This is a genomic window from Shinella zoogloeoides, assembly GCF_020883495.1.
Lineage (GTDB): Bacteria > Pseudomonadota > Alphaproteobacteria > Rhizobiales > Rhizobiaceae > Shinella > Shinella zoogloeoides.
In genome coordinates this window covers 107,632-123,453 of sequence record NZ_CP086610.1, presented here as the reverse complement: position 1 = coordinate 123,453, position 15,822 = coordinate 107,632, and the positions used below count along the sequence as shown (strand labels likewise).

General features: G+C 58.2%; 9 protein-coding genes and 1 pseudogene. 4 read left to right on the top strand and 6 right to left on the bottom strand.

Annotated elements, in window-relative coordinates:
* From K8M09_RS23705 to K8M09_RS00550, 5 genes are all read right to left on the bottom strand, one after another.
* A complete protein-coding gene (locus K8M09_RS23705; protein WP_324256105.1) occupies nucleotides 1–1,929 on the bottom strand; it encodes a calcium-binding protein in 1,929 nt (642 codons plus the stop codon).
* Nucleotides 1,829–5,581: a calcium-binding protein gene (locus tag K8M09_RS00565; RefSeq protein ID WP_160787933.1), complete on the bottom strand. Its 3,753-nt coding sequence runs from the start codon at nucleotides 5,579–5,581 to the stop codon at nucleotides 1,829–1,831. Before K8M09_RS00565 ends, K8M09_RS23705 begins: the two co-directional genes overlap by 101 nt.
* Nucleotides 5,582–5,839: 258 nt before the next feature.
* Nucleotides 5,840–7,177 carry an HlyD family type I secretion periplasmic adaptor subunit gene (locus K8M09_RS00560; RefSeq protein WP_160787934.1) on the bottom strand — a complete coding sequence of 446 codons (1,338 nt, stop codon included), beginning with the start codon at nucleotides 7,175–7,177 and terminating at the stop codon, nucleotides 5,840–5,842.
* Nucleotides 7,170–8,852 carry a type I secretion system permease/ATPase gene (locus tag K8M09_RS00555; protein ID WP_229342048.1) on the bottom strand — a complete coding sequence of 561 codons (1,683 nt, stop codon included), beginning with the start codon at nucleotides 8,850–8,852 and terminating at the stop codon, nucleotides 7,170–7,172. Before K8M09_RS00555 ends, K8M09_RS00560 begins: the two co-directional genes overlap by 8 nt.
* 501 nt (nucleotides 8,853–9,353) lie before the next feature.
* Entirely contained in the window at nucleotides 9,354–10,022 is a 669-nt protein-coding gene (locus tag K8M09_RS00550; protein WP_160787935.1) for a helix-turn-helix transcriptional regulator, read from the bottom strand.
* 80 nt (nucleotides 10,023–10,102) lie between these two features.
* On the opposite strand from K8M09_RS00550, the pseudogene K8M09_RS00545 reads away from it, so the two are divergent.
* A pseudogene (locus tag K8M09_RS00545) lies at nucleotides 10,103–11,212 on the top strand (IS1380 family transposase); the annotation flags it as partial.
* A gap of 133 nt (nucleotides 11,213–11,345) precedes the next feature.
* Here K8M09_RS00545 and K8M09_RS00540 read toward each other — a convergent pair.
* Complete coding sequence (locus tag K8M09_RS00540) at nucleotides 11,346–11,531, bottom strand: hypothetical protein (RefSeq protein WP_160787936.1); 186 nt, start codon at nucleotides 11,529–11,531, stop codon at nucleotides 11,346–11,348.
* 236 nt (nucleotides 11,532–11,767) lie between these two features.
* Between K8M09_RS00540 and K8M09_RS00535 the strand changes: the two genes are divergently transcribed.
* The 3 genes from K8M09_RS00535 to K8M09_RS00520 are packed head-to-tail and all read left to right on the top strand — an operon-like array spanning nucleotide 11,768 to nucleotide 15,822.
* Nucleotides 11,768–13,117 (top strand): nucleotide sugar dehydrogenase, encoded by a 1,350-nt coding sequence (locus tag K8M09_RS00535; RefSeq protein WP_160787951.1) that lies wholly within the window; start codon nucleotides 11,768–11,770, stop codon nucleotides 13,115–13,117.
* Nucleotides 13,118–13,132: 15 nt separating this feature from the next.
* Nucleotides 13,133–14,695 carry a Gfo/Idh/MocA family oxidoreductase gene (locus K8M09_RS23700; protein ID WP_160787937.1) on the top strand — a complete coding sequence of 521 codons (1,563 nt, stop codon included), beginning with the start codon at nucleotides 13,133–13,135 and terminating at the stop codon, nucleotides 14,693–14,695.
* Complete coding sequence (locus K8M09_RS00520; protein WP_160787938.1) at nucleotides 14,695–15,822, top strand: DegT/DnrJ/EryC1/StrS family aminotransferase; 1,128 nt, start codon at nucleotides 14,695–14,697, stop codon at nucleotides 15,820–15,822. Before K8M09_RS23700 ends, K8M09_RS00520 begins: the two co-directional genes overlap by 1 nt.

Here is a 15,822-nt window from a genome sequence, read left to right as displayed (position 1 = left end):
TTAGCGAAACGCCCGAAGCTGTTCAGACAAACCGAGCCACCTCTCGTTCCCGTTGCCCAGCGCAGTCAGGATGTTGTTCAGCGCATTGCCGGTGCCCGACATGGTGGCTGCGGCCGCCGTCAGAGTCAGGTTCTCCACATTCTCGCGACCGGCAACGTTCAGCGAATAGACCGCGAGCGATGTCTGAATCGTGTCGTTCCCCTCATCGGTCAGTTCCGTGACGACATCGCCCGTATTGTCGACGATATAGATATCGTCACCCGTGCCGCCGACAAGCGTGTCAGCGCCAGCGCCGCCATTGAGCGTGTCGTTGCCTCCTAGGCCGGTCAGCGTGTTCGCCGCCCCGTTGCCGACGAGCACGTTGTCGAGGGCGTTCCCCGTCGCATGCGCCGCACTCCCCGTGAGGGTCAGATTTTCGACATTGGCAATCAATTCCAGCGAGAATGTCGCCGCCGACTGGACGGTATCGATGCCTTCATCGGCAGCTTCGACAATTGTATCCCCGGCGTCCACGACATAGATGTCGTTGCCCTGGCCGCCGACGAGCACGTCGTTTCCGATGCCGCCTATCAACGTGTCGTTGCCTGCATCCCCAATAAGGGTGTCGTTGCCCACTCCCCCGTTCAGCACATCGTTGCCGATATTGCCGGTGATGACGTTGTCCCGATCGTTGCCGGTGCCCGTATGGGCTGCGGTACTGGTGAAACTGAGGTTTTCAACGTGAAGACGGCCCGCCGCGCCGGCGAGGGAGTAGGTCGCCAGACCCGTGCGAATGGTATCGGTGCCCTGGTTGGCCGCTTCCGTCACGACATCGCTCGCATTGTCGACGATATAGATATCGTCTCCCGTGCCGCCAATAAGCGTGTCGATGCCGGCACCGCCATCGAGAGTATCGTTGCCGCCAAGCCCGGACAGAATGTCGTTGCCGCCATTTCCGTTGAGAATGTCTTCCTCACCCGTCGCGGCAGGAGTCGTCGTCCCGCTTATCGTATTGGCTGCGGCGGTTCCGTTATAGGTGATCCCCGTCACGTTGGAGACGATGATCGTTACATTCTGCGTGGTGGCGTCGCCGATATCGTCGGAGGCGGAGACGACGATCTCATAAGAATTATCGCCGTCCGCATCGCTGGGCTTTTCAAAGTCCGGTGCAGTGATGAAGTCGATGACACCAGTTTCCTCGTCAATACGGAACAATCCCGCATCCGCGCCGCTGATCGAATAGCGGACGGTGTCGCCGTCGGGATCGGTTGCATCGATGTCGGCAACCCCTGAGGTCACGCCTTCGGCCGTAACGAACGTCGTGGGCGTGTCGATGGCGGGACCTTCGTTAAACACGAAATCGTCTGCCGTCAGTGTATTCCAGTCCACGCCTTTAAGGGTCAGGACATTGCCGTTTCCAAAGTCAAAAACGGCATCCGTCGTATTACCCTCATCGACATATCCCAACAGCACTTGCAGATCGGTGACAGCCGTCGGTGCGTTTCCGAGGTGCGCGATATCGCCACCCGCCGTAAAATCGGTGACCGTAACCGCACCGGTCGTGTAGCCGAATGTGTCATTGCCGCCACGTCCGGTGAGTGTATCCTCGCCACCGCCGGAGACCAGGATATTGTCTGCGGCATCGCCGCGGATGATGTCGTTAGCGCTCGTACCGTAGACGTTCTCGATATTGGAGAGTTGATCGGTATCGCCGTAGGTATCGGTGGCGGTTCCGGCCTGCAGATCCACGACGATGCCCGTCCTCGCAGCACCGGCATCTTCAGACATGGTCGTGTCGTATTCCCGGCCGTAGTCGACCCAGTCGTTACCGCCCTTTCCGTCGATAACGTCATCTCCGCTGCCGCCCTGCAGCACGTCCTCGCCAGCACCACCTTCGAGATGGTCGGCGCCCCCCCAGCCCGGCGAGATGCATGCCGGAATCGTCTGCAACGATAAAATCGGCCCCGCTGGTACCGGCGACCAGCTCGAAGCCTGAGATCGTATCGGTATCACCGAACAGATCCCGAGCCTGGCCGGAGTTTACGGTGACGTCTCCGCCCCCGGTGGAAAAAGTCCGGCCCGCGCTGGACAAATTGACATAGACACCGGCGGCGTCCGCTCCATCCCAACCGTCTTCATAGGCGTAGACCAGCGCATCATACCCCGCCCCGCCCGACATGACGTCATTGCCCTGGCCTCCGGTGAACACGTCGTCACCGCCCCCACCGAGCAACCGGTCATCACCATCGAAGCCGTTGGCGAAAGTGCCGCGACTATCGTCCGCGAAAAGCCAGTCGTCGGCATTGGACAGATCGACCATCTGGATCTTGTTCAGCGTATCGATATCCCCGTGCGTATCGAGGGCCGTGTGCGCGGCAATAGAGGCCGGGGCGCCCGCCATCCCACGGAAATCGAACCCCGTTGTCGCCTGCGCTATACTGGAAAGGTTGACGATAACACCGTGTTCGTCGTCGCCGTTGCCCCAATAGCCGTCGCGATCCCTGCCATATTGCTCGCCTCGATAGCTGACGAGGAGCGTGCCACCGCTTTCACCCGAAGGCGTGGCGTCGGAATTGTCGGTGAAGACGTCAGCGCCTTTATTGCCAACGACGACGAATGCGCCGCCCGCACCCCGATCCCCACCGGCGTAATCGAAAAAGACGGGCGCGGCGTCGGCAGTGTTGGTGAACGCCGTATCGACGGTGAACCGGTCGTTGGCGTTGCTGCCGGATATCATCTCGAGGCTCTGGAAGGTCGTTCCGTTGACGCTGCCGGCGTGGATCTCGCCGTTGTTGCCAAGGAATGTCACCGCGCCACTAATCGTGCCGCTGCCATCTGCACCGTTCAACGCAACCACGAGGCCCTGATATGTATTCGTCAGGGAACTGCCATTGTAGCCGAGTTCGTCGAATCCGGCTCCGCCATTGATCGTATCGACGCCGAAGCCCGCACCGATCCAGTCGTTGCCGGCACCGGCATTTATTGTGTCATTACCGTCCCAGCCATCGATCTCGTCGTCTCCATCGCCGGCATCGATGGTATCGTTACCTTCCCCACCCCAGAGGACGTCGTTACCGCCGGAAGCCGTGATCGCATCGTTTCCGGCCCGCCCATCGACGAAGACATTGCTGCCGTCTTCGCGCCCCCAGAACTTGTCATCCGTATCGGTCATGAAGAACTGCCGGACGCCGTCGATGGTGTCGGTATCACCAAAAGTATCGATTGCGCGGTTGGTCGCTACCCCTTCCTGCGTGGTATTCGACAGATTGATCTTGACGCCGCGCTCGCCGTTATTCCCATTCCAGTTGCCGTCGAAGCCGTCGTGATCGTATTTCTCCTCGTCGTAATTCAGGAGAAGCGACCCGTAGCCCTCTGCGGGATCGGTCAGGTCCGTGAATGTATCGGCACCGCCCAGACCGATAACCTCGAAACCCCGGACGCCATTGAAACCCCAAGCATCCTCCGTGTTCACAAAATCTGCCTGCGCCGTGATCGTGTCGTTGTTGCCGGTCCCCTTCAAGGATTCAAGATTGTGAAACTCGGTCTCGATCACGCCTCCGTCCCTGGAGCCCGTCACGACGCCTGCCCCCTCCTGAGCGCCTGAAAGCGTTGCCGTCAAGATGTCGTCGGGATTGGTGCCGGCGAAAACCAGCATGTCGAAGCCGGCCTGGCCGTCGATAAAGTCCTTGCCCGAGCCGCCGAGAATGTGATCGAAATCGCCGCCACCGGCATAAACGAAATCGTCGCCGCCGCGCGCGTCGAATTCGTTATCCCCGTCATTGCCCACCATATAGTCGTTGTCGTCGGTGCCACGCACCTGCTCGATATCGCGCAGCGTGTCGATAGCGCCAAAACTGTCCCGTGCCGTACCCGCCGCGACAGAATACGTTGCGAGACCAGAACCCAGGTCGATGTCAACGGCGTTCAGGTCGTCGCCGGACAGATTTACGATAACGCCATTGAGTGGATCGCCATTAACCTCATCGCGATCATGGGAGTAGTCGACCCGGTCCCGTCCTGCACCGCCGTCGATGTAATCATTGCCGTCCTGCATCTGAAAACGGTCGTCGCCCGAACTGCCCCTGACCCAATCGTCCCCCGCAGTGCCCCGGATCTGATGTATGTTGTTGAGGATATCGATGGCGCCAAAGCCATCCTTGGCACGCCCCGCAGCGAGCGTTCCCACGCTAGCGCCATTATCGCTCCCGGCATTCACGACAGCGCTGCCGGACAGATTGATGACCACGCGTTGGGCACCACCCACGCTCGCGTCCTGGCCGTAGTAAAGCCACGTATCGCTACCGCCATTGAACGTATCCGCGCCGCCGAAGCCGCGGAACCCCGAATAGCCATCCGCCTTGCCGGTGAACGTATCCCCGCGGGCGGACCCTTCCGCCTCTTCGATGCCGCGCAATGTGTCGGCATTGCCGAAGGTGTCCGTGGCCTTGCCTGTGTTCAGATTAACAACAGCGCCACGGGTGCCGGTCTCCTCCAGGTAACCTACGGCATCGCTGTCCCCCGCGCCTCCATCGAGAATATCGTTGCCAGCGCCGCCCACCAGGAAGTCATTGTCCTCGCCACCCAAAAGCGTGTCGGCACCGGCACCGCCGAAAAGGACGTCGTACCCTCCACGGCCATCGAGCAAATTGTTGCCCGCACTGCCCATGACAATGTCGTCCAGATCGGTCCCGACAATGTTTTCGATCTGGTTGAAGACGTCGAGGCTATTGTAGCTGTCGAGCCCCGTATTAGCCTCCAGCCCTTCGAACCGCGTCGACCCTAGATTAATCCAGACACTGTAGTTGCCCTCTTCGTAAGAGTAGTCGATCGTGTCGGTGCCGGCCGCACCGCGGAAGATGTCGTCACCTTCCATGCCGACGAAGCGGTCGCTCCCCGCATTGCCGTTGAACGTGTCGTTCCACTGGCTGCCCTGCACGATTTCGACATTGGTGAAAGTATCCGTACCAACACCGCCACCAGTCACTTTTCCACTGGCAGCTACTGTGTTCATCGTAACGGTGATGCCGCCCACGCTTCCGACATCATGGTAGGTCAGGATATCTGTTCCGGCTCCGCCATCGATCGTGTCACTACCAGAGCCGCCTGCGATCGTGTCATTGCCGGCTCCGCCGTTGATCCGGTTACCCATGGCCCCGCCATGGATCAGGTCATCGCCGCCGCCACCATTGATCTCCGTGAAATATTGGCTGGAGCCATAAATTTCGTCGATCTCGTCCGACCCCCGCACCAGCGTGACAACATCGGTTATGCCATCCAATGCCGTTTCCCGCGCCTCAAGGTCAGAAGAACTCTCGAAGACGTCCATCGCATTTTGGAGGGCGGCCGTGCCCACAAGGCTCTGATAATCCAACTCGGCGACCTGAACACCAGCCTGGCTGATTAGTATCTTGCCAATCTGCCCGCCAGATATAGTCCGTCCAGCGCCCGCCAGCCCCATGCCTGTCAGGGTTACGGTAATATCGCCATCGGTAAGGGTCATCGAGCTGCCGTCGCCGCTCAAGCTCCCGAATTCAAGAGCGGCAGCGAACAAAGCCAGGAGATCGTGGTCGGGCTTGCCTTGAAAGATATCGAGTGTCGCCATGTCATCCCTCCCAACACCCCAAGAGCCGGGGCGCCCAAACAAAAATCAAGTGTGTCCGGACGAGGTCAACTTCGGCTATTCACGATCAAGCCACAATGACAGCTTCACCATCCTGACAGTCAGACATACAGAACAGGAGTATTTTAGAAATTCAAGAAAATTCTCGGCAAGATTTTCATTCTCACTTGAAAATCCAAGGCATAACAACCAACATCGAGAATTAAACTTCAAAATAAACAGGGAAATTCAAAAATAATACTAACCCTGCCTGAAGGACATATCCAGCGTCGACAAGAGCGGTGATAGCAAATACTCCAGAGCCGTTCTATTTCTCGTTGTAACGAGAACCGTAGCCGGCATCCCCGGATACATCTCAATTTTTCCAACCCTGGAGATATCTTCCGAATTTACGGCGACCTGGGCGATATAATATCGCGAGCCGCTTCGATCATCGACGACCTGATCGGCAGATACAGTGGTTATTCTGCCTTTGACAGATGGAGCATAGAGTTCCGTCAGCGTTGAGAAGCGCACTTCAGCCGCGCTGCCGACTTCCAGTTCGGAAATATCCTCCAGCTTGAATTTGGCGGAGACGACCAACGGAGCCTGATCCGGGACAATTTCGAGAACCGTTTCGCCGGGGGCGATGACTTCTCCCGGCGAGAACGTGGCGAGATTGACGATTCGGCCTTCAATCGGGGCAACGATTAACGACCGCGCCAACCCCTGCTTGGCGACATCAAGCACGGGAACGATGTCCAGGATTTTCTGTCGAACATCGGCCAGTTCCCGCGTGACCTCGCTGCGGCGATCCAGCGAAATTTGTGAAACCCTCTGGCGAGACTGGGCTATCTTTGTATTGAGAGACGCCATGTCCGCCTCATGGCCGGCGATCTGGGCTTCGAGAGCGGTCTTGTTTCGCTGCAGCGCCAGTGTCCGCTCGCGGGTAGCCAGTCCCTGCGACAGAAGCTGGTCCAACCCTTCGAGCTCACTTGCAAACGACTCGATCTGGAGCCGCAGCAACGTAATCTGGAGCTCGCGCCCCGCCATCTGCTTTTCCAAATCCTCGATCTGCGAGCGCAGAACCCCTCGTTCTCCTTCCAGGGCCTCGCGGCGGACGTTGAACTCCTCGCGTTGGCTGGCAATGGCTTCCGCAGCGTAAGGGAGAAGCCCGTCGCGCAGCACAGCCGGGAACTCGATTGCCGCCGCACCGGTCGCCTCGGCGATCAAGCGGGCTTCGGTTGCGCGGGCAACCGCAAGCTGCTGGCCGTAGATTTCGGTTTGTGCCAGCAGCTTGGTGTCATCAAGTGCGATAAGAACCTGGCCCGCCGTGACGAAAGATCCGTCGCGCACCTTAACCTGCTCAACCACACCGCCCTCGTAGTGATCGACCTTTCGCCGGTTCCCTTCCACGGTAACCGTACCGTCTCCGATGATGGCGCCATTAAGGGGGGCGAAGACCGCCCAGCCGCCGAACAGCCCAAAGAACAGGACAACAATCAGAATGCCGGCAGTAATCGGGCCGCGCGGCGATATCGGCTCCTCGGCAACCGTTATGGTCCTTCCCCCACCAACAGCCGGCATCGTATCAGCCATTGGCATCACCGATCATACGGGGAGAGCGCTCCCTGTGTTCGATCAACTTGGCAGCTATTTCGTCCCTCGGACCGAAAGCCTCCACCTTTCCCTCCCTCAGGAGCAGAATGTGATCTGCAGAGGACAGGGTCGTCGGGCGGTGCGACACCAACACGACCGTACATCTGCGCTGGCGCAGTTGAGCCAGACAGCGCGCCAGCGCGATATCGCCATCACCATCCAGATTGGAGCTCGGCTCATCCAGCACAACGAAGCTCGGATTACCGAACACCGCACGCGCCAAGGCGATCCGTTGACGGTATCCACCCGAAAGCACCGCGCCTCCTTCACCGATCTGCGTGTTGTAACCCTGGGGAAGGCGCAGGATCATCTCATGGACGCCGGCCAGTTGAGCCGCCAGGACCACCTCCTCGTCCACGCCCGTACGGAACCTGGAAATATTGGCGGCCACCGTATCGGCAAAGAGTTCCACGTCTTGCGGAAGGTAGCCGAGAACGGCCCCGCGTTCATGACGCGGCAGGGCTTGAAGATCGGCACCATCCAGCCGCACCAGACCGGCGGCGGGCATCGATACACCCACCAACGCCTTGGCCAGCGACGACTTGCCAGCGCCGGAGGGGCCGACGACACCAAGAACCTCCCCCGCCTTCAGCTTGAAGCTAACCGCTCTCAAAAGAAATTTCGTACCGCCGGGAACCGTAACATGGAGGTTTTCGACCCCCAGATTTCCTTCCAGCCGAGGCAGGCCAAGTTTTTTGGAGCCCGAGTCGGCGGCGTTCAACGCCTTGACCAATTTAAGATAGGACGCACGCGCGACGATCGCGTTGCGCCAGCCGCCGATAAGCTGTTCGAGCGGCTGCAACGCCCTGCCGAGAAGGAAGCTGCCCGCGAAAATGGCACCCGCGTTGACCTGCTGCATCACCGCCAGATAGGCGCCCAGGCCGAGCACCAGGGATTGCATGACCAGCCTCAGATATTTGGCAAGCCCTGCCGCCCCCAGCAAGCGCTCACTGGCCGTCGACTGTGTAACGCGATGGACAAGACGATCCTCGGACCATCGACGCAGCACGCCGTCGAGCATGCCCATCGCTATGACGGCCTCGACATTGCGGGTTGCCATGTCGGCGAACGCTTGACTGCGAACGGCGGCGGCACGCGAATCACGAAGCGGCTGCGCAAGCCTCAACTCGTTGACCAGCGCCAGAAGCGCCAGCAACAGGCAGCAGCCCAGGGTAAAAAAGCCAAGCCATGGATGAAGCAGGAAAGCGACGAGCAAGTAGATCGGAACGAACGGCAGATCGAACAGCGCCAGAAGTGGCGGGCTGGCGATGAACTGCCGAAGCGCGTCCAGATCGCGCAATAGCGTCGGCTTTGCAGCATCGTCCGCCCTCTGGAAGGAAAGCGCCAGGACAGCACTCGACAGAACCTGGTCAAGACGTCCGGAAAGCCTGGACATTATCTGCGCGCGAACCAGATCGAGCGAAGAAAGCGCCGCCAGCGCAACAACAACCATCAGCGTCAGGAACAGCAGGGTACTCGTGCTGCGACTGGGTACGACGCGATCATATACCTGAAGCATATAGATCGGGGACGCCAGATATAGAATGTTTACGAAAAGACTGAAGATCGCGACAGCTATTAAATAGCTGCGAGCAATGGACTGCGCATTTTCCACGGTCCTAGCGGAAGCTGGAGCAGAACGAATACGCAGAATTACATTCCCGGCCTGATGTGGAAAACCAGAACAGCCTACAGCAGTTTTACCGGCTTATCTACAGCGCAGATGAAATTGGGCAGCGGCATGTACAGATTGCAGTTGGTCGATGACGGAACGGCTTTTGAGCAATGCAAAGCCGAACCGGCCTATCGTAAGGCTCCGCCTTACCTCTGCGCCCCTCACGAGAGGGAGAGCTATTCTCGGCTGCCAATCAACGTGAATCGGAGCGGCGATCTGCCAGCTTGCCTGCACGGAGCCAAGCTCAACACGGCGTTGGAATAAGCGTGATCATCGACCGATTTTAATGGAAAGAAATGGCGCGCCTTCAAGGAAAAAGATGCGAACACTTACACAATTGAAATATGTAGATAAATTAAGTGTTGAATCGCGGGTCCGCATCCAGTTTCCAGCAAAAATTGACGGCGCAGCTCGTGGTCCCTCGCGATCTGTTGCCTTGGCTTAATTGTCACGTGACTTTGACAATATGGTGGACGCCGATAGTAGGCTGACCAGTTCAACGTGCCGCTTCGTAGCGGTCTTGGCGAAGACGGATTTCAGCTGAGTACGCGTAGTCTCCTTCGAGAGGCCGAAGGAAGCGGCAATTTCGTCAAGACTGCGCCCAGACAATATGCCATTTGCAACCTTGGCCTCGGCAGTTGAGAGGTCGAAAAGCCCACCAAGCAAATCCGGCGAAACTGTCGCTGTTCGTTCGACGGGAATGAGGATCAGCAACCATTCGGTGCCGGAAAAGATGTCGTGGCTTGCGCCCGCCACCGGAAGAATATGTACCACAAAGGCGGGCTGAAGTTCAGAAGCCTTGATAGGAATGGTCTTGCCCAGCCTTGTGCGCCCGGTCTCCAGTGTCTGGCGGATTTGTGCGAGGAACAGCTTGTCGCTGTCACGATCAACGAACTGCATTCGGCTGGGGCTATCAACAACGATTTTGGGAACAAGCGCATCGAAAAGTGAATTGGCTATGGCTATCCGGCCCGGCCCCGACAAAGCCGCGGAAGGAAGTCCTATCCGCGCCAGCGCCTCCACGGCGCCGCGGGCCTGCTCCAGCCGGAGGCGAGCGGAAATGAAGGCGGCACGAGCGATATGCGGCCTAAGGGCTGTCAGTCTCGCCATACGTTCGAAATCGATAGGGCCGCTTTCGTAGGCCCTGTGGATCGTGATGACGATCTTGTGGTCGCTCGGTCCCCCTATCGCTGTGCCCGTATGAAGACGTGAACGATGCCGAGCGCCTGGGACATGATCCCGCCATGTGTTGGGTTGTTGGCGGCAAGGCCGTCGAAAGACAGGCTGCATCAAGCAGCCAGATGGGGCGCTTCGTGACTGAGATTCTGGCGGCCGATGCTAACTTTGAATCCCTGACCGACATGAGCGGGGCGTGGATTGACCGTGTTCATGACCGCCGTCCACCGAAGATGATCATTCTCGACATGGACAGTAGCGTTAGCCCGACCCATGGCGAACGGGAGGGAACGGCATACAACGGCCACTTCGGCTGCAGCTGCTATCATCCGCTATTCCTGTTCAACCAATTCGGTGATCTGGAAAGATGCTCCCTGCGCCCCGGCAATGTCCACAGCGCCGATGGTTGGCGTGCTGTTCTGGAGCCGGTGGTGAACCGCTACAAGGAAAGGAAGGTTCGGCTTTATTTTCGAGGCGACGCGGCATTCGCTTCGCCGGACATATACGAGTTTCTGGAAGCAGAAGGTTTTCTTTACGCCATCCGCCTCAAAGCGAACAAGATTCTCCAGGGATGCATTGCTCATCTGCTGACCCGCCCCGTCGGTCGCCCACCGAACCATGTGCGGCGCTATTACGCCAGCTTCAGCTATCAGGCCGGATCGTGGAACAGAAAACGCCGCGTCGTTGCCAAGGTCGAATGGCATCCCGGCGAGTTGTACCCCCGCGTCGGCTTCATCGTCACCAACCTGTCTCGTCCTGCCAATCGGGTTGTGGCGTTTTACAATCACCGTGGCACGGCGGAGCAGCACATCAAGGAAGGCAAGAACGCCATCAAGTGGACCCGGCTGTCGTGCCGCAAGTTCCGCAACAACGAGGTTCGCCTTCAGCTTCATGCCCTGGCCTACAACCTCGCCAACTTCATGCGGACATTGGCCCTGCCAGAAGAGGTCGAGCATTGGTCGCTGACGACGCTGAGCGAGAAGCTGGTCAAGATCGGAGCCAAGGTCGTTCGCCATGGCCGCTATGCCACTTTCCAAATGGCGGAGGTCGCCGTGCCGAGGGAACTGTTCCGGAAAATCCTGAGCCTGATTGACGACCTGCGACGAAGACCCGCTCCGGCGTAGGCCGGGATCATCGACAGCACAGGGAACCAGATGGGAGAAGTGCGTTCGGATGACGACAAAAAACTGCCAACAGGGGCCTGAGCTTGACCAAACCGTCAAATCGAGGCTGTCGCATCACCGATCGAAGAAAATTCTATTTTCTGGTAACGGGAGCTGCTAAATTGGCGACCAAGTGAAGGTTATATGGGAAATGTCGGTTGATGAAGCGTGGCTCGCCGACTGCCATCATGCGCGCCATCTGCACATTGCGATTTGGCCATCCACTCTGCATGAACCAGTCCATGAAAGGCTTGGCGCGATCATTGGTGATCCAGCGCATTATTTCACGCCCCGATCGACATATTGGGTTGCGATCAGACAACTTGCGTAGCATAAGACACCAGAATTTTCGGGTTTTGGAAGGTTAGGAGTAGAGCATGATAATCTGGTTTGGACGGATCCGTGGCCTCCGCGACTTCTTTCGAAGTCTTCTGGTCGGTCGTTGTGTTTTGGGGGTGATCTGTGGATTTTGAGTTTTCTGCGAAAGATAGTGCCGCTGACTTTCTTGTCGACGACATCGGCGCTTCGACAGGATTACATGGCGCCGGGGAACTTCTTTCTCGTATAACCCAGAGGCAGGCGACAATCGGCGTTATAGGGCTGGGTTATGTCGGGCTGCCGCTCGTACGCGGCTTGTGGCGGGCGGATTTTTCTGTTGTCGGCTGCGACATAGACTCGGATAAAGTCGACGCCCTGGACGCCGGGAAATCCTATATTCGTCATTTCCCGGATGCGGGCGTTCAGGCGATGAGCGATAGTGATCGCTTTTCCGCAACGGGCGACTTTTCTATCCTTCGCCAAGTCGACGTCATGCTGATCTGCGTGCCGACGCCTTTGACGCGCTATCGCGAACCCGATCTTTCCTATGTCATTGCCACGACGGAAAGCATCCTTCCTTATTTGCGCGCGGGGCAGTTGATAGTTTTAGAATCTACAATCTATCCGGGTGCGACAAAGGAAGTCGTGCAACCCATTCTGGAGGGGAGTGGGCTTGAGGTCGGGCGCGATATATTCTTGGCCTTTTCGCCAGAGCGGGAAGATCCGGGCAATCCGAATTTCGAGACGGCAACAATACCCAAGGTGGTCGGCGCTGATGATGTAGCAAGCCGGGTGCTCGCGCAGGAGCTTTATGGCTCTTTTATCACAAAGGTAGTGCCAGTTTCTTCGGCGGCAACGGCGGAGGCGGTCAAGCTGAGCGAGAATATTTTCCGCTCGGTCAATATTGCGCTCGTCAATGAGTTGAAACTCGTGTTCGAGCGCATGGGTATAAATGTCTGGGAGGTCATCGATGCGGCCAAGACTAAGCCTTTTGGCTATATGCCGTTCTATCCGGGCCCGGGCCTTGGCGGGCATTGTGTCCCCATCGATCCCTTCTACCTGACTTGGAAGGCGCGCGAATATTCGATCACTACGCGCTTTATCGAACTGGCTGGCGAAATCAATACAGCGATGCCGTCCTATGTGGTCGAGCGGCTTGCTTTTGCTCTGGATGATCGTCTTGGCAAGGGACTGAAGGGCGCGCGCATTCTGATTGCCGGCATCGCCTACAAAAAGAATGTGGACGATATGCGAGAAAGTCCAGCTCTCGTCATCATGGAGATGCTTCAGGCGCGCAAGGCGGATGTTGCCTATTTCGATCCCTTCATTCCTGTCATTGGCCATACGCGCGAGCACAATCAGTACGCGGGCATGCGTTCGGTGAACTTCGACAAGGCAACAATAGAAGGGTTCGATGCGGTTCTTATCTGCACTGACCATGACGAAGTCGATTATCAGTCCCTGGTCAATTGGAGCGGAGTGGTGGTTGATACGCGCAACGCAACGCGTGCGGTTTCCGGTAGCCTGGACCGTATTGTCAGGGCGTGATGGGGTTGAGTTGCAATGATGAATGTGGCTGTACTGGGATGCGGTTATTGGGGCAAGAACCTCGTTCGAACGTTCCATGATTTGGGTGCGCTGGCGGCGGTGCATGACCCCGATCCAGATGTGGCCAGATACATGGCGCACGAATATGGCGCGCCCGCGCGTTCTGTTGAAGCCATTCTCGCTGATCCGGCTGTCGGGGCTGTCGCTATTGCCGCACCGGCATGGCTGCATGCGTCACTTGGCCTGAGGGCGCTCAGGGCCGGTAAGCACGTTTTTGTGGAAAAGCCCATCGCCCTGTCGCTCGATGAAGCGCGCGAAATGGAGCGCGCGGCTCGCGAGGCTGGTCGCGTGCTCATGGTTGGGCATTTGCTGCAATACCATCCGGTGTTCGTGAAGCTGCGCGAGATGGTTGCGGCAGGCGATCTCGGGCAATTGCGGCATGTTTATTCAAATCGGCTCAATCTCGGTAAAATCCGCCGCGAAGAGGATGTACTGTGGAGCTTTGCGCCGCACGACCTCTCAATGATTCTGGCGCTAGTGGGCGAAGAACCGGAGCGTGTCTACGCCACGGGCGGAGCTTGGCTCCACAAGCAATTGTGCGATACGGCTACGGCGCATGTCTCGTTTGCGAGCGGCGTTGAAGCGCATGTTTTCGTTTCCTGGCTGCATCCTTTCAAGGAGCAGAAGCTGGTCGCGGTTGGTGAGCGCGCCATGGCGGTGTTCGACGACGGCCAGCCCTGGGAACGGAAGCTGACGATTTACCCCCATCGCATCGATTGGCAAGGTGGCGTGCCGGAGCCCGTCAAGGCGGAGGGGCAGGCGGTGGTTGTCGCTCAGGATGAGCCGCTCAAATGCGAATGCCGTCACTTTCTGGAAGTGGCCGCGGCAGGCGGGCGCGCCTTGACCGACGGCGCCGAGGGCGTGCGCGTCCTAAAGCTTCTTCATGCTGCCGAAGCGTCCCTGAAATCGGGTGAGGTTGTCGGGCTTGGCGCCGAAAAGGCGGAGCGATTTGCTGGTGCCTTCGTGCATGACAGCGCGATTGTCGATGATGGCGCGGAGATCGGCGCTGGAAGCAAGATCTGGCACTTCAGCCATGTGCTGGGGCGCGTGAAGATTGGGCGCAATGTCAGCGTTGGACAAAATGTCATGATCGGCCCGGATGTGAGCATTGGCGACAATTGCAAAATCCAGAACAATGTCAGCCTTTATAAGGGTGTCATGCTGGAGGATGGGGTGTTTTGCGGCCCCTCCTGCGTGTTCACCAATGTCAATAACCCGCGCGCCGAAATCGAACGTAAGAACGAATTTCGCACAACATTGGTCAAGCACGGGGCAACGATCGGTGCCAACGCGACCATCGTGTGCGGAACGACTCTTGGCGAATACAGTTTCGTTGGGGCTGGCGCGGTTGTAACAAAAGATGTTCCGGCCCATGCGCTGGTCGTTGGCAATCCCGCCCGGATCGTCGGCTGGATGAGCAAGGCGGGTCACCGGCTTGGGAGTGATTTTTCGTGCCCGGAAACCGGAACGCGCTATCGCCTCGATGAGGATGCTTTGCTGTTGCAAGAGGTTGCTTGATGTCAGTTGCGTTTATCGATCTCAAGGCGCAGGCGGCGGCGCTTGGATCACGTATTCCGGATGCCGTGGCTCGCGTGCTGGAGCATGGAGCTTACATTTCCGGGCCGGAAGTGCGGACATTCGAAGAGCGGCTTGCTGCGTTCTGCGGCGCCCGCCATGCCATAAGCTGCGCCAACGGCACGGACGCGCTAAGCCTCGCCCTGATGGCGGAGGGGGTGGGGGCTGGAGACGCCGTATTCGTGCCCGCCTTTACCTTCGTGGCAACTGCTGAAGTCGCGCCGCTTGCCGGCGCAACGCCGGTTTTCGTCGATGTGCGCGAGGACACGTTCAATATGGACGTGGATAGCCTGGCTGCTGCTGTTGCGGAGGCGAGCAGACTTGGATTGAACCCGCGCGCTGTAATCCCTGTCGATCTGTTCGGCCTACCGGCTGACTATGATGCGATCAATGAATTTGCAGCGAGCCATGGCCTGATCGTGATCGCCGATTCGGCGCAGGGTTTCGGCGGGCGCTACAAGGGGCGTTTTGCTGGAGCGCTTGGCCACTACACGACGACCAGTTTTTTCCCGGCCAAGCCACTTGGCTGTTATGGCGATGGCGGCGCGATACTGACGGATAATGACGAGAAGGCGGCACTTCTGCGCTCGATTGCGGTCCATGGCAAAGGAACCGATAAATACGACAATGTGCGCGTAGGTGTGAATAGCCGTCTCGACACCATGCAAGCAGCCATCCTGATCGAAAAGCTCGCTATCTTTCCCGACGAGATCGTAGCGCGAGATCGGGTGGCCGTGCGTTATACTCAGGAACTCGCTAACGTCATCAAAACGCCTGTGGTGCCGGATGGCCTGTCTTCGGTGTGGGCACAATATACGATCCGCGTTGCCGAGCGCGAGAAATTTGCGGCACATATGAAAGAGGCTGGCATTCCGACGGCAGTCTATTATCCCATTCCGATGCATAGGCAGACGGGCTATCGTCAGTATCCGGTTGCGCCAGGCGGGCTACCGATCAGCGACAAACTTGCCCGCGAAGTGATAAGCCTGCCGATGCATCCTTATCTCGACACGGATACTCAGGATCGCATCATTTCTGCCGCCCGTGCCTTCTGCTTCCAGGTAGCCTGA